At 47.8% G+C, this 25493-nt stretch carries 26 protein-coding genes; 19 read left to right on the top strand and 7 right to left on the bottom strand.

The genetic code is table 11. The annotated features are described in order from the left end of the window. The first annotated feature begins 339 nt into the window (after positions 1-339). From EKM92_RS07090 to EKM92_RS07055, 8 genes are all read left to right on the top strand, one after another. Positions 340-1320, top strand: a complete 981-nt coding sequence (locus EKM92_RS07090; RefSeq protein ID WP_125709492.1) for an NAD(P)-dependent oxidoreductase — start codon at positions 340-342, stop codon at positions 1318-1320. A 148-nt stretch (positions 1321-1468) separates the two neighbouring features. Then, positions 1469-2728 (top strand): carboxylate--amine ligase, encoded by a 1260-nt coding sequence (locus tag EKM92_RS07085; RefSeq protein WP_125709288.1) that lies wholly within the window; start codon positions 1469-1471, stop codon positions 2726-2728. A 624-nt stretch (positions 2729-3352) separates the two neighbouring features. Continuing rightward, positions 3353-3814, top strand: coding sequence for a universal stress protein (locus tag EKM92_RS07080; RefSeq protein WP_054717497.1), 462 nt, complete (start codon positions 3353-3355; stop codon positions 3812-3814). A gap of 48 nt (positions 3815-3862) precedes the next feature. Continuing rightward, a complete protein-coding gene (gene sfsA, locus EKM92_RS07075) occupies positions 3863-4588 on the top strand; it encodes a DNA/RNA nuclease SfsA (RefSeq protein ID WP_125709287.1) in 726 nt (241 codons plus the stop codon). 72 nt (positions 4589-4660) lie between these two features. Then, the gene (locus EKM92_RS07070; RefSeq protein ID WP_125709285.1) at positions 4661-5368 is read left to right on the top strand and encodes a sortase family protein; all 708 of its coding nucleotides are present in this window, start codon (positions 4661-4663) and stop codon (positions 5366-5368) included. 33 nt (positions 5369-5401) lie between these two features. Next, the gene (locus EKM92_RS07065) at positions 5402-6097 is read left to right on the top strand and encodes a class A sortase (protein WP_125709283.1); all 696 of its coding nucleotides are present in this window, start codon (positions 5402-5404) and stop codon (positions 6095-6097) included. A gap of 477 nt (positions 6098-6574) precedes the next feature. Then, positions 6575-7585 (top strand): AI-2E family transporter, encoded by a 1011-nt coding sequence (locus EKM92_RS07060; protein ID WP_125709281.1) that lies wholly within the window; start codon positions 6575-6577, stop codon positions 7583-7585. 77 nt (positions 7586-7662) lie between these two features. Then, positions 7663-8610, top strand: a complete 948-nt coding sequence (locus EKM92_RS07055; RefSeq protein WP_125709279.1) for an alcohol dehydrogenase catalytic domain-containing protein — start codon at positions 7663-7665, stop codon at positions 8608-8610. A gap of 114 nt (positions 8611-8724) precedes the next feature. On the opposite strand, the gene EKM92_RS07050 is transcribed toward EKM92_RS07055, so the two are convergent. After that, positions 8725-8928 (bottom strand): hypothetical protein, encoded by a 204-nt coding sequence (locus EKM92_RS07050; RefSeq protein ID WP_125709277.1) that lies wholly within the window; start codon positions 8926-8928, stop codon positions 8725-8727. Between the two features lie 143 nt (positions 8929-9071). Here EKM92_RS07050 and EKM92_RS07045 point away from each other — a divergent pair, with 143 nt between their 5' ends. The 4 genes from EKM92_RS07045 (at position 9072) to EKM92_RS07030 (ending at position 11609) form a co-directional block, all read left to right on the top strand. Further along, entirely contained in the window at positions 9072-9764 is a 693-nt protein-coding gene (locus tag EKM92_RS07045) for a 2,3-diphosphoglycerate-dependent phosphoglycerate mutase (protein ID WP_054717482.1), read from the top strand. A 16-nt stretch (positions 9765-9780) separates the two neighbouring features. Beyond that, a complete protein-coding gene (locus tag EKM92_RS07040; RefSeq protein ID WP_125709275.1) occupies positions 9781-10515 on the top strand; it encodes a hypothetical protein in 735 nt (244 codons plus the stop codon). Between the two features lie 172 nt (positions 10516-10687). Further along, positions 10688-11029 carry a thioredoxin family protein gene (locus EKM92_RS07035; RefSeq protein WP_125709273.1) on the top strand — a complete coding sequence of 114 codons (342 nt, stop codon included), beginning with the start codon at positions 10688-10690 and terminating at the stop codon, positions 11027-11029. Then, positions 11022-11609 carry a TIM44-like domain-containing protein gene (locus EKM92_RS07030; protein WP_125709271.1) on the top strand — a complete coding sequence of 196 codons (588 nt, stop codon included), beginning with the start codon at positions 11022-11024 and terminating at the stop codon, positions 11607-11609. The genes EKM92_RS07035 and EKM92_RS07030 overlap by 8 nt, the downstream gene beginning before the upstream one ends. A 33-nt stretch (positions 11610-11642) precedes the next feature. Here EKM92_RS07030 and EKM92_RS07025 read toward each other — a convergent pair whose 3' ends face one another. Beyond that, entirely contained in the window at positions 11643-12179 is a 537-nt protein-coding gene (locus EKM92_RS07025) for a GNAT family N-acetyltransferase (protein WP_125709269.1), read from the bottom strand. A 119-nt stretch (positions 12180-12298) separates the two neighbouring features. Between EKM92_RS07025 and EKM92_RS07020 the strand changes: the two genes are divergently transcribed. Continuing rightward, positions 12299-12772, top strand: a complete 474-nt coding sequence (locus EKM92_RS07020; protein ID WP_125709267.1) for a GNAT family N-acetyltransferase — start codon at positions 12299-12301, stop codon at positions 12770-12772. Between the two features lie 525 nt (positions 12773-13297). Here EKM92_RS07020 and EKM92_RS07015 read toward each other — a convergent pair. From EKM92_RS07015 to EKM92_RS06995, 5 genes are all read right to left on the bottom strand, one after another. Further along, positions 13298-14005, bottom strand: coding sequence for an MIP/aquaporin family protein (locus EKM92_RS07015; RefSeq protein WP_125709265.1), 708 nt, complete (start codon positions 14003-14005; stop codon positions 13298-13300). Positions 14006-14018: 13 nt separating this feature from the next. Next, positions 14019-14387, bottom strand: coding sequence for a dihydroxyacetone kinase phosphoryl donor subunit DhaM (gene dhaM / locus EKM92_RS07010; protein WP_125709263.1), 369 nt, complete (start codon positions 14385-14387; stop codon positions 14019-14021). Further along, complete coding sequence (dhaL, locus tag EKM92_RS07005; protein ID WP_125709262.1) at positions 14384-14968, bottom strand: dihydroxyacetone kinase subunit DhaL; 585 nt, start codon at positions 14966-14968, stop codon at positions 14384-14386. The genes dhaM and dhaL overlap by 4 nt, the downstream gene beginning before the upstream one ends. A 15-nt stretch (positions 14969-14983) precedes the next feature. Continuing rightward, positions 14984-15979, bottom strand: a complete 996-nt coding sequence (gene dhaK, locus EKM92_RS07000) for a dihydroxyacetone kinase subunit DhaK (RefSeq protein WP_125709260.1) — start codon at positions 15977-15979, stop codon at positions 14984-14986. A 209-nt stretch (positions 15980-16188) separates the two neighbouring features. After that, complete coding sequence (locus EKM92_RS06995) at positions 16189-16599, bottom strand: peptide deformylase (protein ID WP_125709258.1); 411 nt, start codon at positions 16597-16599, stop codon at positions 16189-16191. A 274-nt stretch (positions 16600-16873) separates the two neighbouring features. Here EKM92_RS06995 and EKM92_RS06990 point away from each other — a divergent pair, with 274 nt between their 5' ends. From EKM92_RS06990 to EKM92_RS06965, 6 genes are all read left to right on the top strand, one after another. Beyond that, positions 16874-18703: an OPT/YSL family transporter gene (locus EKM92_RS06990; protein WP_225420738.1), complete on the top strand. Its 1830-nt coding sequence runs from the start codon at positions 16874-16876 to the stop codon at positions 18701-18703. A 36-nt stretch (positions 18704-18739) separates the two neighbouring features. Then, complete coding sequence (locus EKM92_RS06985) at positions 18740-20146, top strand: C69 family dipeptidase (protein WP_125709254.1); 1407 nt, start codon at positions 18740-18742, stop codon at positions 20144-20146. A gap of 813 nt (positions 20147-20959) precedes the next feature. Continuing rightward, complete coding sequence (gene sdaAB / locus EKM92_RS06980; protein ID WP_125709252.1) at positions 20960-21625, top strand: L-serine ammonia-lyase, iron-sulfur-dependent subunit beta; 666 nt, start codon at positions 20960-20962, stop codon at positions 21623-21625. Positions 21626-21636: 11 nt separating this feature from the next. Continuing rightward, positions 21637-22500 carry an L-serine ammonia-lyase, iron-sulfur-dependent, subunit alpha gene (sdaAA, locus tag EKM92_RS06975; protein ID WP_125709250.1) on the top strand — a complete coding sequence of 288 codons (864 nt, stop codon included), beginning with the start codon at positions 21637-21639 and terminating at the stop codon, positions 22498-22500. A gap of 66 nt (positions 22501-22566) precedes the next feature. Further along, positions 22567-22872 (top strand): hypothetical protein, encoded by a 306-nt coding sequence (locus EKM92_RS06970; protein ID WP_056964496.1) that lies wholly within the window; start codon positions 22567-22569, stop codon positions 22870-22872. Between the two features lie 213 nt (positions 22873-23085). Continuing rightward, positions 23086-25493: MucBP domain-containing protein (locus EKM92_RS06965; RefSeq protein ID WP_191988948.1), on the top strand; the 2408-nt coding region annotated here is incomplete at its 3' end.

Below are 25493 nucleotides of genomic sequence, written 5' to 3'. Positions count from 1 at the left end.
TAACCTAAGGGCTTCGAATCGTTAAGTATACGATTTGAAGCCTATTTTGATGCTTACAGATAATCTGACACGGATCTTTCAGTTAGCATGTCAACTTGCCTCCGGTACTTTGGTGTTACCGCCTAGTACGTTCCACAAAGGAAGATCCGGCGAGTGACGAACGTACGAGACATCTCGGCTAGCAACCGCTTGGACGTTTACTATGTAGCGGCGAGTCAGCTGGAGTCCCTATTTCAAATCACTGCAAGATGCCAGGCGCGTTGGTCTTGACAAATTTGGTGAAAGCGGTACGCTTATCTCATCATATTCTCATTTGGAGGTTGTCACTTGAAGATTCAAATGTATTCTGTGCGTCCTGACGAACAAGCTGCGATCAAGAAGAACGCCGCGGCCATCAACGCGACTGTCGAAACGGTCAGCCATGATTTTACCCCAGCTGATATTTCTAGCCTTAAAGGCGCCGACGTGTTGTGTTTGGCGCAACATGGTGCGATCGGCACACCTGATGATTACGCAAAGCTTGCGGCCATTGGGATCAAACATATCGCGTTGCGGATCACCGGCTATGACATCATTGACTTAAAGGCTGCGGCTGACAATGGCATTAAAGTCACCAATGTCCCAGCGTATTCGCCACGTTCCGTTGGTGAAATGACTTTAACCCATGCGATGTTGTTATTGCGGCATTTGAATGAATCAAAAGCGCGGATGTTGCAAGGAGACTTTTCTTGGGGCGGCTTAGAAGCTGATGAGATCCATACGCTGACTGTCGGGATCATTGGCGTCGGGAAGATCGGGTCTGCGGTTGCGCGCCTGTTTTACGCATTAGGCGCGACCATCATTGCCAATGACCCCATCAAGCGCCCAGAACTCAGCGATATTTTGACTTATGTCGACAAAGACACCTTGTTGAAAACCGCTGATATCGTCACCGTCCATACGCCACTGGATGACACCACGCATCATTTGATCGATGCTGACGCCTTCGCCAAAATGAAAAACACAGCGATTTTCTTGAATTGTGCACGTGGTCCCATCGATGACACTGATGCCTTGATCAATGCTTTGGAAACTAAGCAAATCGCGGCAGCTGGGATCGATTCGATCGAAGGCGAAAACGGGATTTTCGGCGACAACTTAAAAGGCCAAACAGTCGACAATCCCCGGTTGTTGAAGCTGTTGCAAATGCCGAATGTTTCCGTATCGCCACATATGGCCTTTTACACCAAGCCTGCAGTGGAAAACATGGTCGCTATTGCTTTTCATGATGCCGACGTGATCGCGCAAGGCGAAGTTTCTGAACATGAAGTGACGGCATAAATGTAAATATTCATGTTCATCGATAAAATTTAGGTTAAGAATGCGTCGCAACCCAGTAGAGTTGCGGCGTTTTTTTGAGCGGCAGGAAGGCTGTGGTATAATGCGATTTGAAACCGTCATATGGCGAAATGAGTAGGAGACTGAATAGATGTCAGAGAATCAAAGTTTCACCCCAGTGCTGTTAGGCAGTGATATGAATGTGTACGGTATGGCGCGTTCTTTTCATGAGCTCACTGGGCAAGTCGTCGATGTATATGCCAAAGTGCAACTCGCACCGACGCGTTTTTCCAAAATCGTTAATGTGCATTTGATCCCAGATTTCGATTCGGATCCAACGTTTATTGAACACATGAACAAAATCGCGGAGAAATATCAAGACCGCGCCGGCAAAGTGATTTTGATCGCTTGCGGGGATGGCTATGCGGAACTGGTTTCCAAGCATAAGCCAGAACTGGAGAAAACTTTCGTCTGCCCATACGTGGATTATGACTTGTTGAAGCGCTTGAACTCTAAAGAAAGCTTCTATCAAGTTTGTGACGAATATGATCTGCCATATCCAAAGACGAAGATCATCACCAAAGCCATGTATGAAGCAGACGCCCAGATCTCCACGCCATTTGCTTTCCCAGTGGCGTTGAAGCCAACGAACTCTGTGGAATGGTTGTTGATCCATTTTGAAGGCCGCAAAAAAGCGTTCACCATTCATTCACAAGTGGAACTCAACACTATCATTGCCAAAATCTACGACAATGGCTACACCAGCGACTTGATCTTGCAAGACTTTGTACCAGGTGATGACTCCCACATGCGGGTATTAAACGCTTATGTCGATCAGAACCACAAAGTGAAAATGATGTGCTTAGGCCATCCGTTGCTTGAAGACCCAACGCCTGCTGCGATCGGGAACTATGTGGCGATCATTCCTGAATTTAATCAAGATGTGTATGATCGCATGCAAAAGTTCCTTGAAGACATCAAGTTCACCGGCTTTGCCAACTTCGATATGAAATACGATGAACGCGATCAAAGTTTCAAGCTGTTTGAAATCAACATTCGCCAAGGTCGCTCCAGCTTCTTTGTCACCTTGAACGGCTATAACTTAGCGCAATGGCCAGTTAAAGATTACATCACTGGCGAATTAGCTGATGCCCCAACGGTTTATGGCAACCAAGATACATCCAAGCACCAATTATGGTTGGGTGTCCCGAAGTCTGTGTTTAAGACTTATGCCAAAGACAATGAATACAAGCAACAAGCGCTTGAATTGTTAAAAGAAGGGCGCTTTGGGACCACAGTCTTCTACAACAAAGACATGTCGTTGAAGCGTTGGGTCTTGATGAAGTACATGTTCCACAACTATGTGGGCCGCTACAAGCAATTCTTCGCTGAAAACAAAGGCGACGCTTAATGTGGCCGTTTCAGTGATTTGAAATGGGGACTCCAGCTGACCGCCGACGCATATAGAGGGTCCGAAGCCGAACTAGCCGAGATGTGTCGCTGCGCTCCCCACTCGCCGGATTTCGAACTGCGGAATGTTGTAAGCGACAAGTCGCTAATAACATTCTCAATATGCATCGGCAGCCAGCTTCCGTCCCCATTTCAAATCACTTCCACTACGCTATCCGACGGTTACCTGGTGGCTATGATCGGCGCCATGTCGACGTTAATACGATGCTCGAATTAATGGCCAACGTCCGCCTATTTGATTTGTACGCTAGCGACGTCAACAAAGAAAATCTGTGAGCGGAGATAAAAAGCGTGAAGGCGGGCTGGTCATCAGCCGTGGGGCTCTTAGCGATTTATCGCTTAGAGCCCAGTGAGAAGGAGATCCACTTTGCGGTTATGAGCGTAGCGAATGCAAAGTTAGCTCCGACGAACGTCATAGCGTTCCATGACTAGCCCGCCGGAACGCTTTTTATCGGAGCCCACAGATTTTCGTGCCGCGAGGCAGTTGTGTAAGCTCTTGCATTTTAGTGGGGCAGGCGGGTATAATGATATTTGTTAGGATTACCTAAAACTAGGAGGCATCACCATGGCGACTGAAGAAGATTTTGAAGTTGAATCCATGCACTACAACCGCTTATTGCTGGCTGTCGACGACGATGACGACGACTCCTCGCGCAAAGCCTTCAACTATGCTTGCACGTTGGCTAAAATCTATGCGATCCCGTTGGGTATTGTGTCGGTTTTGGAAACTGGTGACTTAAATATTTATCAATCCCTTTCGCCTGATTTATTAAGCGACCGGCGTAGCGATATTGCCGCGCATTTAAATACCTATGTGGAAAAGGCTCAAGCCTTTGGCGCGCAAGATGTACAACCATTGATCGGTGAAGGCAAGCCGGCGCATGTGATCTTAGATGAGATCTTGCCAGCGTTTAAGCCTGATTTGATTATTTTAGGGTCACACATTCGCCGCGGGAAATTACACATCGGTCATGTGGCTGGTGAAATCGTCCGTGAAGCAGAAGCTAGCGTGATCATCGTTCGTTGATTTTTTTCAAAAAGCCAAGTTGTCTTGGCTTTTTTTAATGGAGGGAATATGCAATACGAAAATGTTGAAATTGGACAGGTGATCAAGCGTATCAGTCGCTTCACGGTGCAAGTCGACTTAAACGGTGAAGTGGTGTTGGCCCATTTATCCAATACCGGTCGTAATAAGGAATTGTTAGTGCCAGGACATGACATCAGTATAAAAAAAGCAGCAAATCCTGATCGCAAAACGCCTTATGATATTCTCGCCGTTGCCCGCGATGGCCGCTGGATCAATATTGATAGCTTAGCACCGAATCGCGTGGTGAATGCGGCATTGCGTGATGGTAGTTTGACCTTGCCAGGGATGCAAGCGCCTTTGACGGTGCACCCAGAAACTACTTGGCGTGATTCACGATTAGATTTTGCTGGTGTTGATGCAACCGGTGCACAATGGTTTGCAGAAACTAAAGGTGTGACTTTAGCGAATGGCGTACATGCAGCCTTTCCTGATGCGCCTACCACGCGCGGGTTGAAACATGTCCATACCTTGACCATGGCGCAACAAGAAGGGATCGCCAGTTATTTGATTTTTGTGGTGCAATTGTCTGGGATCGAAGACATGACCATTTACAAAGCACGCTTTCCCGAACTGGCACCGGCAATTACCAACGCGAAAGCAGCAGGTGTGCAAGTGTTAGCAATCGCTTGTGATGTGGGACCTGATCATATCGATTTAGCTCATGTCGTGCGCTTTGACGAAGGGCTACCATTTGAAGAAGTCGACTCGGACTAAAAAGTTGCGTTTTTAGTCATATCACTTGTACAATGTAAGTGGTGGCGAAGTGGTGACAAGGGAGTGTTCACCATGAGAAAAGTTTTACTTGGGTTCTTGTTGGTTGTCTTGGGGATCATTGGTTTTCAAACGCAGGCCGTGAATGCTGCGGTGAAAATCACCAGCACTAGCATCTCGTCACCCGTTGATGCAGCGCTTAACTTGAAGAGTTTAGTGAAAACGAGCTATGCCAGCAATAAAATTCAGTCAGTGACGCTGACCACGGCACCACCAGTGTTGGCGGCACCACAGAATTTAACCATCGGCGTGAAGGTCATTGCCACAGATCGCACGGTGGCAACTAAAACCATCGCGTTACACGTTGTTGCCAATTACGCGTTGAAACAACGCGCCAACATGATCTACTTTTTGCAATCAGCAGTGCCTTATATCAAAGGCAACATGACGGTGACCAAAGCGCCAGCGCTCACTGCTCAAACTTGGGGCGGCAATGTGTTATTTTCAGGAACAGATCATCAAAATACGCAGTTTATTGGGCATAACCCAGGGGTTTTTGTCCAAAATAAATTGTTGAAAGTCGGCAATGCGCTCAAAGTCACAGATGCTGCTAACCGTGCCTTCACTTACCATGTGGATAAAATCGCGGTGGTGAATGCCTTGGGCTATACTCAAGCTGGTGTTGACTTGTATCCAAGCATCACAGAACGTGGGAATGCTGAAAGGATCGTTTTGCAAAGTTCTGTTAACGCTTCAGACAAATTGATCGTATTTGCTCATTGAATCAGGTACAATGATGTTATTCGGAGGTAACTCATGGCGAAAACAAAAGCAAAGCAAGGCCGCGTTTGGCTTGTGCGCGTGCTGTTGATCATCGGTTTATTGATTGGCTTGGCGTTGGTATTTAATGAGCAGATCAAATTATTTGTGGTCGATCATTTATCACAACGCACGATGCAAACCATCGACGTCAAATCGGTCAAGAAAAACGAAAAATCTAAAGGCAACTTTGATTTCAAGTCTGTGAAAGCTTTAGATGTCCAACATGTGGCCAAGGCGGCAACAACGGCCAATTACCGCAACGCGATCGGCAAGATCTCAATTCCGGCTGTCAACATGCGCTTGCCGATCCTCAAAGGCTTGTCCAATGAGAACTTGTCCACAGGCGCTGGCACCATGAAGGCGGATCAAACGTTGGGGCAAGGCAACTACGCGTTAGCTGGGCACTATATGACCAATCAAGGCATTTTGTTTTCACCGTTGAAAAACGTCCAAGTCGGCAACAAATTGTATTTAACTGATATGAGTAAGGTTTACACCTACACCGTGACCACCAAGACGACTGTTAATGAAACGCAGGTCCAGTGGATCGATGACGTCGCAGGCAAAACGCTGGTCACTTTGATCACTTGTGCGTCTGCGACAGAAGGTGAAACCAATCGCATCGTCGTTCAAGGAAGCTTAACGCAAACCACTGATGCCACCAAATCAGCCTTAAAAGTCTTTGATTAACAAGTGAGGGCAAGACAAAACGTCTTGTCCTTTTTATTTACTCATTGCCAAGCGGTTCGAAAAGCTGTGGGCTCCGCTGAGTTGGCGCCACGACGGTGAATTGAACAAGTTGCCAGTGCGGCCGGCGCCAGCTCTCGAACAAAGAGCGTTCGAGGAGCTTCTGCCACAGGCAATTGTCCAATTCACCTCTGTTCTGACAACTCATCTCCGCCCACAGCTTTTCTTTGTTGATATCGCTAGCCCACAAATCAAAAATGCGACATTATGACAACTTCATCAGACGAAATATCATGCTAATGTCGTGATCACATGTTTCGTAGCTATCAGGTGGCAGTGGTTTGTGTAACGGCGAGTCAGCTGGAGTCGCCACTTCAAATCACTGCTTTGCTACCACACGACAAACTGCAAATTGTTGCAATTGAATTCTAGAATCGCGAAAGTCAATGGTATAATAAAACCCTAACAAGGAGGCGTCAGATGACATACGAAAAGTTTTTGCGCAACACCCCGGTGCGCCGCGGCGTGGTATTAGCCAGCGTCGTGTTGGTGTTGTGGTTAGCGCGTAGCATCATGAGCACCATTTTGTTAACGTTCATCTTCGCCTTCCTGGTGACGCGCGCCATCAACTTGGTCCGCAAATATGTGCACGTGCCGGCAGTGGTGGTGGTCGCGCCGCTATATCTGTTGATCATCGCCGGTGTCAGTTACGTGTTGATTCATTACGTCCCAGAGATCATCAACCAATCGGTCAGCTCGTTTAATTCGGTGATGAAGTTTTACAATTCTGGGAGCTTTGACAATAACAAAACGATTCAGTGGATCTTGCAATCGATCGACCAAATGAATTTGAAAACGCAAATTCAAAAATGGCTCGGCGGTATCCTTGAATATGTCGGGTCGATCGGCGCGATGGGTGTGACGTTCTTCTTGTCGTTGATCCTCAGTTTCTTCTTCACGGTGGAAATCGACTCGTTAAAAAAATTCGGGAACATGTTTTTGCGCTCGCCATTTGGCTGGTACTTCGCGGATTTGAAATTCTTCGCTGACAAGTTCATCGATACCTTCGGGGTGGTGATCGAAGCGCAAATCGTGATCGCTATCGTCAACACCACGATCACCACGATCACCTTGATCTTCTTGAAAATGCCAAATATCCCCACGCTTGCGATCATGGTATTTATTCTTTCGTTGATCCCAGTGGCAGGGGCATTCATTTCAACCATTCCGCTTGCAATCATCGCCTTTACCGTCGATGGGTTGCAAGGGGTCATCACGATCATTATTATGATCTTGGCGATTCACGCCCTAGAAGCTTACGTGCTGAATCCGAAATTCATGTCCAGTCGCACCAAGTTGCCAGCGTTTTTCACCTTTGTGGTGTTGCTGCTAGGTGAAGAAATTTTTGGGACTTGGGGTTTGATCGTTGGGATCCCGATTTTTACCTTCTTGTTAGATATCATTGGCGTCAAAAAAATCGAAGAAGACTAACATAACGCCCTTGCGTCAAATGTCTAGACATTTGGTGCAAGGGCGTTATGATTGTAAAAAAGGAGTATGTGATCATCATGAAAGCCATTGTCTTGCGTCAACCAGGAAACGCTGAAGTGTTAAGTTATGAAGAAGTGCCAACACCGCAAGTGCGTCCAGGTTGGTCGCTGATGAAAGTAAAAGGCTTTGGGATCAATCGCTCGGAGATCTTCACCCGCAATGGTTGGTCACCTTCAGTGAAATTGCCGCGGATCTTAGGCATTGAAGGTGTCGGTATGATTTCAGAAACGACTGATACCAAGCGCCTGCCAGTCGGACAAAAGGTGATCACGTTAATGGGCGGTTTGGGACGTCAATTTAATGGGAGTTATGCGGAATATACGTTAGTTCCTAATGAACAATTGTATCCTGTTACCACTGATTTGCCTTGGGCCGACCTCGCGGCAATTCCAGAAACCTTTTTCACCGCTTATGGGTCGCTGTTGAAACTGGATCTACAGTCAGATGATACGTTGTTGGTGCGCGGCGCAACCAGTGGTGTTGGGGTGGCAATTGTGAAGTTAGCCAAAGCCATGGGCGTCGGGTCCGTGATCGGGACGACGCGCAATTTAGCAAAGGCGGCACAACTTAAAGCAGTGGGTTTTGATCAAGTTGTCCAAGATGTGGATAACCATCTCGATCTCACGGCAGTAGCGGACAAAGGCATCGAGTTGATCGGCCCACTGACCATGACAGACACGCTCAAAGCCATGAAAAAAGCATCGATTTTGTGTGTGACGGGAGAACTTGGCGGGGTGTGGTCGACTGATTTTGATCCGATTGGGAGCTTGCCAATGGATGGCTTCTTAACGGCTTTTTCATCTGAAAGCATTACGGAAGCAAAGCTGCAAGCGCTGCTGGATATTATCGCTGTCAGCCAAATCGATGTCACACCTGAAAAAGTCTTTGATTTGGCGCACACCGCTGACGCACAAGCCTATTTAGATAGTGCGCACAGCTTCGGAAAAGTGGTCGTCCTCAACTAAAAAATTGCGTTATCCACTGTGGATAACGCAATTTTTGTTTGAGCTTGGGGATAACTTTTTGACTTGAATATGTGATTTGCCTGAAGTGGTGGAAAAGTGGATAACCGCTGTGGATCAGTGTTTGCGTAAAATGCTGACGAATTTCAAAATTAAGGTGATGCCACCGCCAAATAAACCAACATCAGCAGCGATATGCACGCCGCCCCAAACAGTGGAAGTATTGACTAAAGTTTGTAAGGTGAGCGAATTCACGTAAACGATAAAGTAGATCACACTGAGGATGAAAATCGCACCAACGGCGAGATAAAACTTGCGCATAGGAGCCTCCGAAATGACGACGTTTCAATTATTCTAACGTGTCCGCGTTGATCATAGCAAATTTTTTTAAAGAACGTCGCGTTATTTCTGAAAATGCGGTATCATAAGATGATACTAAAAATATTAAGCGAGGTAATCTCTAGATGGCAAAATTAGTGCTTATCCGTCACGGTCAAAGTGAATGGAACTTGTCTAACCAGTTCACTGGCTGGGTCGACGTTAACTTAAGCGACAAAGGTGTTGAAGAAGCAAAGGCAGCTGGTCGTAAGATCAAAGAAGCTGGCCTTGAATTCGACCAAGCGTACACTTCTGTTTTGACTCGTGCGATCAAGACGTTGCATTTTGCACTTGAAGAATCCGACCAACTTTGGATTCCTGAAACTAAGACTTGGCGCTTGAACGAACGTCATTACGGCGCTTTACAAGGCCAAAACAAGGCTGAAGCTGCTGAAAAGTGGGGCGACGAACAAGTTCATATCTGGCGTCGTTCTTACGATACTTTGCCACCATTATTGAGCGCTGACGACGAAGGTTCCGCAGCTAACGATCGTCGTTACGCTAACTTGGACCCACGCATCGTGCCAGGTGGTGAAAACCTTAAAGTTACCCTCGAACGCGTTATCCCATTCTGGGAAGACCATATTGCCCCTGACTTGTTAGCCGGCAAGAACGTCATCATCGCCGCTCATGGTAACTCCTTGCGCGCTTTGACTAAGTACATCGAAAACATTTCCGATGATGATATCATCAACTTGGAAATGGCTACTGGCGAACCAGTTGTCTACACCTTCAACGACAAGTTGGAAGTAACTGACAAGACTAAGCTCGGCAAGTAATTCTAAAACTGACTCATTGAGTCAGGCGATCCGTCTGCACCTGCAGGCGGATCTTTTTTTCGGCATAAATATAACTTTGGGGGAATATTACGTGACGTATTTTTATTTGATTGTCATGACGATTTGTTTATTAGGTGGCGTGAAATTATTGTTTTCAAACCAATCCAAATGGCAAAAAGCGGGTGTCGTGGTTATCGTTTTGGGTTTGGGATTTTTCGTTGCATCAATTAGTCAGGCGCAAACTGATCGACAAGCAAGGGCCGAAGCGCAGTCAAAATCATCAGATGATGTCACCGCTGATGATTTAGAACCAATCGACGATGACGATTCTGAAGCATCAGAATCTGAAAGTGAGTCAATCGAAGCTGAATCTGAGTCGATTGCAGAAAGCGAATCGATCGCGACAAGCCAGTCAATTGCTGCCAGCCAGTCTGCAGCTAGTCAAGCAGAAGCTGATCGGGTAGCGGCTTCTGAAAGTGCAGCCGAGGCCAGTCGCCAAGCAGCGAATGCTTATTCAGATCCACGACCATCACAAGCACCAACTGAACGTCATTATGATTATGCGCCAGTACCAAACACTGCACAAAGTGAAACGGTTTATGTCAGTGCGGCAATTCCTGGACGTTATCACAAAGATCCCAACTGTCGCGGGCTGCAGCGTTATGGCGGGACACAAACGATGACCTTGGCCCAAGCACAGGCGCAAGGTTATCAAGCATTTTGCGCGTATGAGCGGTATGGCAGTAACTAAAGGCAAGGCATCCATTTCAATGGGTGCTTTTTTAATGATGAAATCGCAGTTGTGCTGTCGCTCGTTAGGAAACGAAATTCCTAAAAAAATGCAAAACGCGCCACAGTTATCAAAAGTTGACTAGCCCACCTTTATTTTCCGGCGTACACTAAAGTTAAAGGAAGCGACTGTCATGTCTAATATTCAATTGATTCATGATCGTGATTATGCTAAAGCCACTGCGACAGGTATTGTTGTGGTGGATTTTCGCATGGACTTTTGCCCAGGTTGTGAGCGTATGGATGCCGTGTTGTCGCATTTGGCCAACCTGCCTCAAAACCGATCGATCAAATTTGTTGCCTTGTCGATCAATCAAGACTTTCAAGTCGCTGAAGCCATCGGCGTTAAGTCTGCGCCAACTGTCTTGATCAAACAAAATGGTCAGATCATTGGGCATTTCTTCGGGGCGCAACCAGCCAGTCGCGTGCAAGCATTGCTTGATCATGCCTTAAAGGAGGCGGTTGCCAATGTTTGAATTAGTGATGGGGATGGGTCGCATCACCCGGATGATGGGGCGGCGGATGTTGATGCGCGGTCGCGTCGGCAGCCTTGGTGGCAGCGGTGTGTTGGTGATCGTGGTATTGCTGGTGTTGTGGTGGTTGTGGCGGCGACGCACACAAACTGCAGAACAACCATCGGCTCGGGCAATACCGGTTGCACCGATCGATCAAGATCTTGCTGAACAATTCTCGACGCTGTTTTATCAAATTCAAACCACGCGCCTTGAACAAGATCTCGAAACTCTCGCCCAACATGCAACACCCAGTGGTTTGCATCAGTTGCAAACGCAGATCACGCAATGGGCCCATGCTGGCAAAACCTTACATATGGATGGCTTGGTGATCGTCGACACCCAAGCAGGCGATGGGGATGTGGATCATCCTAAAGTGGTGGTCACCGCCCAAGCGAAAACTTATTTCACGATTGCCAGTCGGACTGAACAAGCTAACGCTGCGACTCGCGATGATGCCTTGATCACGCGATTTACAGAAGTGTGGTCACTGGCTTATGCAGAAGATGGCCGGTTGCTGTTGACCAATATCTCTGCTTACTAAAAAATTCACGCCAGCCAGCGTGAATTTTTTGTTTTAATCATTTTTCAAACGTGAATATTGGTTTTCGTCATGATACCCATCTGCTAACAACTCGGCTTCTCGCAGTCGCGCTTCAAGCGTAAATCCTGCTTTTTGAGCGACGTGATTCGACGGTGCATTGTCGACAGCGGCGCGAATGATCAAACGGTTCAAATCATAATCAACAAAGCCTAACGCACACATGCCAGACACTGCGCGGTGCATGATGTTCAAACCGTGAAATTCAGTCCCGAGCCAATAGCCGATGTCCGCTTGATGATTCAAGTGATCAAGGTGATTGAAGCTGATCATCCCAGCAACTGCATCCCCATAGTGGATCACGGTGTTAAGGCTTTGACCTGAGGCATAATGTTCAAGGGTCATTTGCAAAAAGCGCGCTTCATCATCCACTGTCAACATTCCTGGCACCCAAGGTAGATATTGACCTAAAGTGTCACGGTCGTGGTCGACTAACGCAAACAGCGGTGCGGCGTCAGCTTCAGGTCGCGGTAAGGCAAGGGAGATTTCATCATCAATTCGGTAAGTAAACATAAATAGCCTTCTTCATTTATTCTGCTCTAAGTTTAGCATAGTCGTTGACTTCTCGGTGCATTATGCGAAGATTGAGGTTAAAAACTAGTGAAAATGATTCACAGAAAGCACGTGTTGCAATGACAATCCGTCGAATGGAAGCAAAAGATAATCAAGCCGTCGCTCATTTAGTGCGAACCTGTTTAGCCGCGGCAGGTTTAAAACAGCCTGGCACCGCTTATTATGATCCTCAACTTGATGATTTATATCATTATTACACGGCTAATACCAAACGCGGTTATTGGGTATTGGTCGACGATTTAGATCAGGTACTAGCCGGGTGTGGCTTTGCGGAATATCAAGACGACACCGCTGAGTTACAAAAACTCTATGTCAATCCTGATGCCCGCGGTCACGGCGCAGCGCATCAATTGATGGCACAAGTCGAATCAGGCGCCAAAGCGGCAGGCTACACTCAATTATATTTGGAGACGCATCATAACTTGAAAGCGGCGATCCAGCTTTATACCAATGCTGGTTGGACGCCATTAACTGGGCCAATGCATGTGGGGCCGCACACCACGATGGATCATTTCTTTGTCAAAAATTTGTGAGCAACACATAAGCTTACACAAAATACTTGACTTTGGTTTATGAAGACGTTATCATGATGTCGAATTCTATGAGGAGTGAGTGGCTGAGCGCAGGTCACTCGTATCACTTCGCGACGGGTGGAAGTGCCCGCTAAACTCTCGGAGACCATCCCGTAGCATCTGGGCTTAACTGTCGAGCGCTGCTAGATCTCCAGTTCCAAAGTGCCGGTACTGAAGGGTCCCAGTCGTGGACTCAAACCAGTTACAGCCGGGAGTAGTGCCCTCACGGTGACGTGAGACGCAAGGCGACGTCTGTTTGCGAAAGGCAGTGCAAAGCCGATTAGCAACGAACGCGGTTGAGGTCTAATAAGCCAAGGCCCGCAGCAACGTCCTTGAAATGCTTGATACTGCATGAACGTAATTGAATGGCATAAAAGCCGCAAATCCACGAAGCAGAATCTTGTTTCGTGGATTTGTTGTGCCTTTTTACCAATCGCAAACAAAAAGTCGTCTCGAATGATTTTTCGAGGCGACTTTTGTATGGCTTTAAATCAGTGCTGCTTGCAAGGCAGCTGCTAACAGTCCACCAACGATCGGACCGCAAATTGGGACCCAGGCGTAACCCCAGTTAGCATCAGACTTGTTCGGCACTGGCAAAATTGCATAAGCTAATCGTGGCGACAAGTCCCGCGCTGGGTTCAACGCAAATCCGGTGGTGCCACCAAGCGTTTGGCCGACCACCATGATCAACAACCCGACGATCAATGGCTTCAAGCCTTTGGTGAAGTCCCCGAGGTTCAACAAGGTAAAAATAAAGAAGAAGGTCGCAATGGTTTCGCTTAAAAAGTTGAACAGCGGATTAGGGATCGCAGGACCAGTGGCAAAGATCCCGACTGAGTTGCCGTCATCAGGCGTTTTCGCTGCTTTGAAATGGGGATAATATTGCACGATGACGATTGCTGCCCCAACGAATGCCCCTAAGAATTGTCCCAGCAAGTAAGGGAGCACTTGATCCCATGGGAAAAAGCCGAATGCCGCAAAAGCGAGGGTGACGGCAGGGTTTAAATGGCCATCAGCGCCGAATTGTCCGGCAACATATACCCCGAAGGTCACCGCCATGCCCCATGCCAATGAAATGAAAGTCCAGTTTTGCTTTTGGGAAAAGGTGCCTTTGAGACTGTTGCCAGCCCCGCACCCAACGCCAAAGACGATCAACACCATGGTGCCGAGAAATTCGCCAAGAAATCCGTTCATAAGTGGTTCCTCCTTATTTGATCACCAACGGTTGCAATTGTTTTTCCACGTCAGACAAACTGACACCAGCTTCAAGCAACGTCGCTGCGGTATACGCGCCTTCGATCAACGCCGTATCATATAAATGCACCGGCTTGTCAGCAAATTCGATGGCCATCTCTAAATTCATTTTCGCTGATCCCAAATCGTAAAAGGCGAGCAGTTCAGCTGCCGTGTTTTCTCCAAAGGCAGCAGAGATTTTAGCCATGCTGGTGCCGATGTCGCCATCGTCAGTACCGCCAGCGTAGGTGATGCTGAGGTGAGGGGCGACTTGTTGCAACAACTTAGGTAAGCCGCTAGCGATTTCTGGAACATGCGAAACGATCACGATGCCGTAAGTCATAGCGCGCCCTCCGTTTGTAGTAAGGCTGCAAACAAGTAGCCGGTACTTTCAGCGCCGGGGTCGCGATGGCCGATCCCGCGTTCACCAAGATATGCTGCGCGGCCTTTCTTTGCGACTAGCGGTTCAGTGGTTGCCACAGCTTCGTCGATCACGGCTTGCGACAAAGTACCGTCATGTACCGCTTTTACTAGTGGTGTCCAAGCATCCACCATTGTTTTATCACCAACTTGGGCGCCACCACGTTTGATCACCCCGGCAAGTGCCGCATCTAGCAAGGTTGGCAAGTCGGCGGAATTTTTAGCAGCTTTGGCCATTTCCAAAAATGCTGTCCCATATAAAGGACCGCTAGCGCCGCCAACTTTTGAGATCAATGCCATTGCGCTAGTTTTAAAGACGCCGGCTAAATCAAGATCAGGTTTTGCGGCTAACGCTTCCGTTAATGCTTGCATGCCGCGGGCCATATTGTTGCCGTGGTCGGCGTCACCGATCGGCGTATCCAGATCAGATAAATGCGCTTTGTTGGTGTCGATCAAAGTGGCAAAGTTTTCTAACCATAAACGAGCGATTTCAGGAGTTAACATACAATGCCTTCTTTCTTACCATGCAATGGTTTCAACTGGTGCCTGCAAGGCTGCCAACCATTCAGGATCCGCCAATTCAAAAATTGTTAAACTGATGCCGGCCATATCGATGGAAGTCATGAGGTTGCCGACTTTGGTGAACGCTGGGGTGATATTTTTCACCGCTAACGCATCAAACAAATCATGGCTAAAAATGTATTGTTCCATCAACGGTGTTGCGCCCATGCCGTTGACGAGCACTGCATATTGCTTGTCAGAATCTAAATGCAGCGAGTCGTCGAGCTTTTCAAGCAATTCTGCGACCAGGGCTTTACTTGGACGTAGTTTTTCACGACGATAACCAGGCTCTGAGTGAATGCCGACACCATATTCGATTTCGTCTTCAGCTAAGGTGAAACCAGGCTTCCCCGCTTCTGGCACTGTCGCAGCGGACAAGGCGACGGCAACGGTGTTGATATGTGGTAACACCGCTGCGGCAAGTTTAGATAAGTCGTCAAGGCTAGCACCATTTTGTGCGGCGTGGCCTAAGATCTTGTGCATGAACAAAGTCCCAGCTACGCCACGGCGACCTTGGGTGTACAACGAATTCTCAACGGCAATGTCATCATCGACCACAATGGAAGCGACTTGGATATCATCCATTTCCGCCATGTCTTTGGCCATGTCGAAGTTCATGACGTCACCAGAATAGTTTTTGACCACCATGAAAACGCCGCGACCTTGATCAGAGGCCTTGATCGCTTCATAGATTTGATCAGGGGTCGGGGAGGTGAAGACTTGCCCACAAACTGCGGCAGATAACATCCCTTTGCCGACAAATCCAGCGTGGGTGGGTTCGTGACCAGAGCCGCCACCTGAGATCACGGCGACTTTGCCTACCATTGACGCTTTGTCTGCGCGAACGACTGCGGTAGTATCAGGAATTTGTTCTAGAATTTGAGGATAGGCACGCACCAAACCATCGACCATTTCGGGAACGACTGCGGCAGGATCATTAATAATTTTTTTCAAGAGGATCACATTCCTTTCTGTTTGACGCTGATTTCATTATACCGCGATGGTTGCAAGCGTTGCCACTGACAGCTGTCAATCAAAAAAGTTGAAAATCCACAAATTGCAAAGGCTCACACCAAATATAATTAATTTTTTAATCACAAAAAAACAAGCTTTTCAGCTTGTTTGGTTGACAAAATTAAACTGATTGCCATTTAGATGATAGGTTAGATCAAGATCCCAGCTAAGTGGTCACACTCATGCTGAATGATCTGGGCGAAGAAATCAGAAAATTGCCGCGTCTGCGGGTGCCACTGTTCATCTAAATATTGGACGGTGATTTGCTCAAAGCGTGTGCAAGGGCGCTCCCCAGTCAGTGACAAACAGCCTTCTTCAGTATCAAAAGCACCATTTTTTTGTGTGATGCGGGGATTGATCAATACCATGTCCAATGGACCCATTGAGGCGATGATCATCGCAATGTTAGCGCCGATCATATTGGCGGCCATACCGACGCAGCGATCGCGATGTGCAGCTAAGGTGTCATGCAAGTCTTTGATCAAGGCTTGGTCTTTCGGGGTGGCGGGCTTGGCCTTTTGTTGCAAAAATAAGGTATCGTGATTGATCGGTCGAATCATAAAAATTCCTCCAAGGTTTGATTAATTCAATTATACCCGTGAAAGCAATGAGAAAACGAAGACGGGCTCAGAAACGTTAATATCAAAATATTCATGGAGCAGGTCGTCGCGGTGACGCGAAAGTTAAATTCCGAACTTTTTCAAAAAATAATCGTGGTTAATATCGGTTTTACACAACCGTTTTGTGAAAATGTGAGGCTTCTCTCACAACTATTGTGTGAAATTCCAAACTCCACTACGATTGCCACCAAAGACAAGCCTAATGGAGGATATCATGAAAGACTCGACTCAACAACCGGCGGGAGCGACATTTGTCACCATCGTCGGGATCGTGTTGGCGATCATTTTCGCTGCCAGCACTGCGTATTCTGGTATGAAAGCCGGATTGACCGTTGCCGCAGGGATCCCTGGGGCAATCATCGGCTCAGGGCTGGTCAAAGCCTTCGCCCATGTCCAAGGAATGCGCGGGAAGAACTTGATCCAAGGCATGTCCAGTGGTGGGGAATCCATCGCCAGCGGCATGATCTATGTGGTACCGGCGATCATTTTGATCGGCGGAAAGGTGAACTTTTTCGTCGGCGTCGCAGTCGGCGCGTTGGCTGTGTTGTTTGCTGTTGGTGTCGCCAGCATCGTTGAACATTATATGGTGGTTGAACAAGATGGCAAGCTCGCTTATCCAGAATCTCAAGCCATCGCCACAGCGTTGACCGCCGGCGATGGCAATCGCGATTCTTTAACGAAAATGGCTTGGGGCTTCGGCGTCGGTGGTGTCCTCACCGCCATATCGACGCAAGTCTTAGGCTGGGTCAACACCACAATGACGTATTTTGGAAATGCCAGTTATCGTTGGAAGTTTGCTTTAGAAGTCAATCCCATGTTAGCAGGGATCGGCTTTGTGGTTGGCTTGGAAGTGTCATTGACGATGTTTGCAGGGAGTTTGTTAGCAAACTTTGGCATCACACCATTAGTGGCGTACTTTGCGCATATGGCAGGAGACTCGGCCACGGTGTGGAATGCGGAAGCCGCAGTCAATGCCTTAGGTGTCGATGCGTTAGCCGGGGCTTATTCCAAGTATATCGGTGCGGGGATGATGCTTTGTGGCGGGTTGATCGGGGCGTTGAAATTATTACCAGTGATCAAAACCTCATTGCAACAAACCATGCATGCCAAAGATGCCTCCCAAAAGGACACGTTAGGGTTGATCGGCTTAGCCGTCGCCAGTGTCGGGATCTTTGGTATCGGGTTGATCGTCGCCGATAACTTGTGGTTAGCACTGTTAGCCGGATTTTTATCTTTGGTATTAGCGCTGTTGTTTGTCATCGTCAGCGCCCGCATGGCGGGGACTATCGGCTGTTCCAATGCGCCAGTGTCGGGGATGACTATTGCGAGTCTTGTGATCATGACCTTAGTGTTTGTCTTGTGCGGTTGGAGTGATGCGCATCATACCCAGTGGCTGTTGTTGTTTGGTGTTTTTATCGTCACTGCGATTTCTGTCGGTGGCGCGTATACGCAGACGCAAAAAGTGAACTACTTGGTCAAAGGCGATCGCCAACGGATGCAAAAGTATTTTGTCATCGCAGCACTTGTTGGTGTGGTGGTGGTGATCGGGACGATGAGCTTGCTGGCACCACAGCTTGCTGTCACTGGTGCGAATCCACCATTCGGCTTGCCGCAAGCGAATTTGATCGCCACGTTGACTGCAGGCATCATGTCGGGGCACTTGCCTTGGATCATGATCATCGTCGGTGCGGTGCTGGGGATCGTGTGCTGGTTGTTGAAGCTGCCGATTATGACGGTAGCGTTAGGCTTTTATTTGCCGATGGCGACGACTAGCGTGATTTTAGTCGGCGCGCTGTTGCGCGTGCTCATTGAGAAGTTGTCTAAAGATGAGGCCTTAAAGCAACAACGTGTCGACTCCGGCGTGTCGTTAGCCAGTGGCTTGATCGCTGGCGGGTCGTTGATCGGGTTGATCGGCATCGGCTTGCAAGTGTCTGGGATCTTAACGCCAGGGCATCCAACTGGCAATGGTTTGGCAGCAGGGTTGTTGGTGTTGATGGGTTTGGCAATGGTGGTGCCGCTTTTGCGTAAGCAGACGGCAAAATAGTATAATGGTTTGGGTTTTTGAATAGGAGGAAGCAACATGTCAATCAAACGTTCTGCATGTACCTCAATTATGGTCGGGAAAAACGCCTCACTGGAAGGCACGACTTATATTTCACGAAACGAAGACCGCCTCAAAGCGATCCATCCAAAAGCAGTGATCGTCCAACCTGCTGTCACTGGCCGCAAAGAAACTTTTGTCTCTGCTTATAACCAACTGACGGTGCCACTGCCAGAAAATGGGATGCGCTACACTGCGACGCCTGATGTTGACCAATCCGCAGGCCCTAACGAAGAAGACGGCTTCAACAGCAAAAACGTCGGCGAATCTGCCACTGAATCTGTGTACGCTAACGAACGCGTTTTAGCTTATGATCCTTTTGTCAAAAATGGCCTCGCTGAAGACGCATTGACTACCTTGGTATTGCCATTCATCAATTCTGCGCGCCACGGCGTGCAATATTTAGGCGAATTAGTGGCCAAGTATGGTTCTGCCGAAGGTAACGGCGTGCAATTCATCGACGCTGAGGAAGTCTGGTACATGGAAATCGTTACTGGCCATCAATGGGTCGCCGTCCGCATTCCTGATGATTGCTATGCAGTAGCGGCCAACCAAGTCGCCATTCAACAAATCGACTTTAACGACCCTGACAATTATCAATGGGCTGATGGCATTCAATCATTTGTTGAAGATCATCGTTTAAATCCTGATCCTGAAGGCTTCAACTTCCGCCGTATCTTTGGCACCGACACCAAAAAAGATCATCACTACAACACGCCGCGGGTGTGGTTTGCCCAGAAGTATTTCAACCCAGAAGATCAAAGCCAAGATCCTGAATCTGCAGAATTACCGTTTATTCGCAAACCAAGCCGGAAGCTTTCGATCGAAGATGTGCAATATGTGTTGAAGTCTCACTTTGATGAAACCCAATATGATCCAATGGGTAACGGCTCGGCACATGATAAGTTGACGTATCGCGCGATTTCCTTATCCCGCACTGCCAACTCTCACATTTTGCAAATGGGTGATCTCGCGGTGCAATGGGTCGGCTTTGGGATCCCAACGTTCTGCCCACATGTGCCGATGTTTGCCAACACCGACGCCATCGCCAAAGCTTACACTGATGTCCCTGCCAAAATGTCCTTAGATTCCGCCTACTGGTTATTTGAAGCGTTAGCCATGGTGGTTGAAAGCCATTATGAAGACTTCATCGAAGCTGACCTCGCTTATCAAAAAGATTTAAGTGAATGGGCACGCCGAGAAATCGCGACCATCCAAGCCAAGGCGTTGACGCTTGATGGGGCAGCACAAACGGCATACTTGACGGAACAAAACCAACGCATCGTCGATCACTACTTATCCACGACGCGTGATTTCCTGTTTGACTTGATGACCCAAGGCACGGAATTGTCCAAGCTCACCTTCAAAATGGATCCAAATCTGTAAAGTTGATGAAAAGCGGCTGAGCGCCGCTTTTTTTCATGCGGCAAACGTGTTACCGTGTGAAAGGAATAATTTTCTTACGCAGTCCGGCATCGTAATTGTTTCATGCTGTCATCAGGTGACAGTGGTCTAGCTCCGTTTCGGAACTGAAATTATCTCTCGTGGCCGGCCGGCTCCAGAGATCGGCAAAGTGCGCCGATGCTCTTCCACCTAAATTTCAAGCCAAGAAGATCACTTGTCTTGAAATTTACCTGAAATATTAGCTAAGACAGAAACGCGCTGTCTTAGCTAATATTTCTGCCACGTTCGATGATTTCAGTTCCTCCACTACGCTGGCCCACTGTCACCTGATGGCTACGAAACACATGTTGCCGAGGTTGCTATGACATTTTATCTATCGAATAACGTTACACGTGAGCGTATTTGATTTAGAAGTGAGATACATCAACGAGAAAATCTGTGGGCGGAGATGATTTGGCAAAACGGAGGTGAATTGGACAATTGTCTGTGGCAGTGAAATCAAGTGAAACGCCGGGTTTTGGTGGTTCACGCGGATTTCACCGGCAAAAATTGAAACAAAGCGTTTTTCTTTGGTTCAATTTTTAGTCGCAAGAACATCGGCGGGCTTTGCCGATTTCTGCAGACGGCCGCACTGGCAACTTGTCCAATTCACCGTAGTGTCGCCAAATCGTCGTAGCCCACAGATTTTCGTGCCGCAAGGCAAGTTGGTATAGCAAACTGAAAAATCAAATTCACACTGACGATGCCGGACACTAAGAGCCTTTCACCTCGTAAAAAAATAAATGGAGTAAAGTCATGCCAGATATTCGTTTTCACAGCGTTTTTGATATTATTGGCCCAGTGATGGTGGGTCCCAGTTCCTCACATACTGCCGGGGCCTCGCGCATCGGCAAAGTCGTCCGCGACATTTTCGGAGAAGCACCGGAACGCATCGACGTGTACTTATATGAATCCTTCGCCAAAACATACCGTGGCCACGGCACTGACGTCGCCATCATTGGTGGGTTGTTAGGGATGGCGCCAGACGATCCGCAATTGCCGGATTCCCTCAAACTTGCCCATGAAGCTGGCATTAAAGTGACCTTTGTGCCGAAGTCTGACAAAGTCAATCATCCCAACTCTGCACGGATCGTTTTGCAAAAAGGCGACCACAAACTTTCTGTACTAGGTGAATCTATCGGCGGTGGGAATATTCGCATCACCGAACTCAATGGTTTCAAGATTTCGCTGTCGATGGGCACGCCAACTTACATTACCATTCATGATGATGTGCCAGGGATGATCGCTGCGGTGACGAACATTTTCTCTGCGGCAAAAATCAACATCGGGACCATGACCGTGACGCGGGAAGCCAAAGGCGAACGCGCCATCATGATTATCGAAGTGGATGCCTATGAACCGGAAATCCTGGCGCAGTTGAAAGCTTTGCCGCATATGGTCAACGTCACGTTTTTTGAGTAAAAGGAGACAAGATGTTTTATTCAATTGAAGAATTAGTGGCGCAAAGCCATGATTACCCCTCAGTCGCAGAACTGATGATCGCCACAGAAATGGACAATACCACACGCTCTCGCGAACAGATCCGCCAGCTGATGGCGCGGAACTTGGAAGTCATGGAGCAATCTGTTAAAGAAGGCGTCGCTGGCGTCCATTCACTGACGGGGTTGACTGGCGGCGAAGCGAAAAAAATGGACACCTATATTGAAGCCGGCGACTTTTTATCTGGGCAACCGATTTTAGAAGCCGTGCGTAATGCCGTAGCTGTCAATGAAGTGAATGCGAAAATGGGGTTGATCTGCGCCACACCAACTGCCGGTTCTGCCGGTGTATTAGCTGGCGTGCTCACTGCTGTGCGTGATCGCTTAAACATGTCGCGCGACCAACAAATTGATTTTTTGTTCACTGCCGGGGCTTTCGGGTTAGTGATCGCCAACAACGCCGGTATCGCAGGAGCTGAAGGCGGCTGTCAAGAAGAAGTCGGCTCCGCGTCTGCAATGGCTGCCGCTGCCTTAGTGATCGCAAAAGGCGGCACTGTCGAACAAGCAAGTGCCGCTGTCGCCATCACCTTGCAAAATATGATGGGGTTGGTGTGTGATCCGGTCGCTGGGTTAGTCGAAGTGCCTTGCGTCAAGCGTAATGCATTAGGCGCCAGCCAAGCGATGATCTCCGCGGACATGGTGTTAGCGGGGATGTTGTCGGTGATCCCTACTGATGAAGTGATCGAAGCGGTTCGCCGCGTCGGCGTCCAGCTGCCAAGTTCTTTGCGGGAAACCGGTGAAGGTGGGTTAGCGGCAACGCCAACTGCCGTCGCTTTGAAAAAGAAAATTTTCGGGTGAGATTATTTTCCATGCCTTAATCAGCTATGCTATACTTGATGTGAAATTGATGAGGAGCTTTGAGGTATGGGAGAAGAAGACAACGACCGCATCTTGATTCTAGACGTGTTAGGTCGCATTAATAAAAAATTAAATATCCATTCGAGTTCGCTTTTGTACCTCGAATTTGGGTTTACAGAAAGCGAAATCGATGAACTTAACCAGTTCATGATGACGCAAATGATCGCGGATCACACGGTGACGACCAAGGCGCTGGGGCGCGTGATCGAAGCCACTAAACCTGAGCTCGGTGGTGAACAAGCCCAAAGCTTTGCCGTTCGGTTGATGCGGGCATGGCTTGAAGAAGGCATGTTCAAAGGCGTGATGGATTAATTGAAAGAGTCGCTAGGAGATGATCTTCTGGCGACTTTTTTGTTGGCCATTAATTGAGAAAACGCTAATCCACAATTAGAAGGACTTGAGATTGTGCCTTGCACAAATCGAGGGACCAAAACAATTTTTAGATCAAAAATTTACAAATCTTGAAGAGTACGCCTGAAAATTCTCATTATGCTTAAGATATAAGAATTTCGGGAGGTTACCATCATGGAAATGAAACGACATGTGAAACTTTATAAATCAGGCAAGGTGTGGCTGGCTGCTGCGATTTTTGTCGTTGGCGTTGGTGCCGGAGTGGTGAACGTTCCGACCATCAGTGCAACTCCTCAAATTGTTCGAGCAGCCACGAATGATTTGGTGATGACAAAAGATGCTAATGGAAATTTGTCGATTGATCCAACGAACACTGCCGGTAGTGCTGTGGCGATCACACCAAGTAATGCGGCAGACTATTTTACCGCCACCAGTAAAGCCGGCATCACGCGCACGATTACCGGAAACACTGTGCAGTTAACCACTGGACATGAATCGGAAGATAACGTGTACGCAGATGGCATTGTCTTGATGTTGGCCAATCAACAAATTGACTTTAAATCTGACTTTTCATTGAATTTGACGATGAATATTAACTACGACTCCACAATGGGCGGTTGGGTGCCTGGCGACGGAACGGCTTTATTCTTTCAACCACTGGACGCTGCCACCAGTTTAAGTAAAGCTGGCACAGGGAGTGATCTTGGACTCGTCGGCAACTATGTAGTTGCTAACAAAAGCGTAGTCAGTTTTAATATATCATCTAATGCAATGGGTTGGGTCAAGTATGGCACAACTACTTATCCGAAGAAACAGTGGATTATTTATGAGTCGAACGCGGCCCCATTAGTTGCAATCGATACACCGATTGTCTCTGGAGTTGCCATCGGGCAGAACGGTTCTATTTCATACACCTACGACATGAAATACACTGCTAGCACCCGAACGTTAACGACGGTCGTCCGTGATCGCGATAGTAATAGCGACCCGTTACAAACATGGACTTTTCAAGTGCCTGACACCTGGTCCGATACTGGTTATACCATGGGTGTTTCTGCCTCCACTGCCGGCTCCCATGGTGCTTACCAAGCAGTGTTAAACGGTTATTCCTACACCCCTGCTGGCACGACCATGAGCATTAAGTCGACTGGTTTGCCAGCAGGAACGACTGGATACGATCAAAGTAACATTGCCGCAATCGCCGGGAACGTCGTCGCATTTTACCCTGAAGGCACCACTGCACCGACTACCGACGCTAGCGGACAACCCGTGACAACTGCGATTGCAGTGCCAGCAGTTGGTGATTATGTGCTCAAGCAACCACAATTTTTGACGGTTGCTACTGACGATAGTAAAAATGTGGCCACGTTAGCATTCGCCAAACCGTCAACGGTTAAAGTGAAATACGTTGACCAAAATAGTAAGGAAATTCAGAGTGCGACTACGCAATCTGGTTATGTTGGTGATCAGTATTCAGTTACGGCGCCTGACATTTCTGGGTACACTTATTCGAAGGTCGCAGACGGTTCAGCGGACTTGAATGGCAAGTATACCGATGATTCACAAACAGTTACGCTAGAGTACAACAAAAAAGAAAGTACCGTTTCAAAACCAACAGAGTCCGGTGACTTAACCATCAAATATGTCGATCAAAATAGTAAAGAGATTCAAGAATCGAATGTAAAGAAGGGCTACGTTGGTAATGTCTATGGCGTGACCCCATCTGAGATCAACGGATACACGTATCAAGGGTTGGGCAAAGATTCCGCCGCTTTAACCGGTAAATTCACCGCAGATGACCAAACAATTACTTTGACTTATCAACAAAATCGCGGCGAAGAAGTAACGCCGACTACTGCCGGGGACTTAACGATCAAATATGTCGATCAAAATGGTAAAGAGATTCAAGAACCGAATGTAAAGAATGGTTACGTTGGTAATGCCTATGGCGTGACCCCGTCCACAATTGTGGGTTACACTTATCAAGGCTTAGGTACCGACTCTGCAGCGTTAGCTGGTCAATTCACCGCCAACGCTCAAACAATTACTTTGGTTTATCAACAAAACCATGGTGAAGAAACGACACCAACAGCAGCTGGTGACTTAACGATCAAATATGTCGATCAAAACGGTAAGTCGATTCAAGCTGATACAGTGAAGAACGGTTACGTTGGCAACAGTTATGGGGTCACACCATCAACCATTGGTGGCTACACTTATCAAGGATTGGGAACAGGTTCCGCAGCGCTGAATGGTAAATTCACTGCAGGCGCTCAAACCATTACCTTGGTTTATCAACAAAACCACGGTGAAGAAACCACGCCGACGAATGCTGGCGCCTTAACCATCAAATACGTTGATCAAAATGGTAAATCGATTCAAGCTGATACAGTGAAGAGTGGTTACGTTGGCAACGGATATGGGATTACACCATCAACGATTGGAGGGTATACTTATCAAGGTTTAGGGACAGACTCCGCAGCTTTGACTGGTAAATTCACCACCGGTGCTCAAACCATCACCTTGGTTTATCAACAAAACCACGGTGAAGAAACGACGCCGACTACCGCAGGCAACTTGAC

Origin of the sequence: Lacticaseibacillus porcinae (assembly GCF_003946305.1) — a bacterium.
GTDB classification, from domain to species: Bacteria; Bacillota; Bacilli; order Lactobacillales; family Lactobacillaceae; genus Lacticaseibacillus; species Lacticaseibacillus porcinae.
This window is presented reverse-complemented; position numbering and strand designations above follow the sequence as displayed.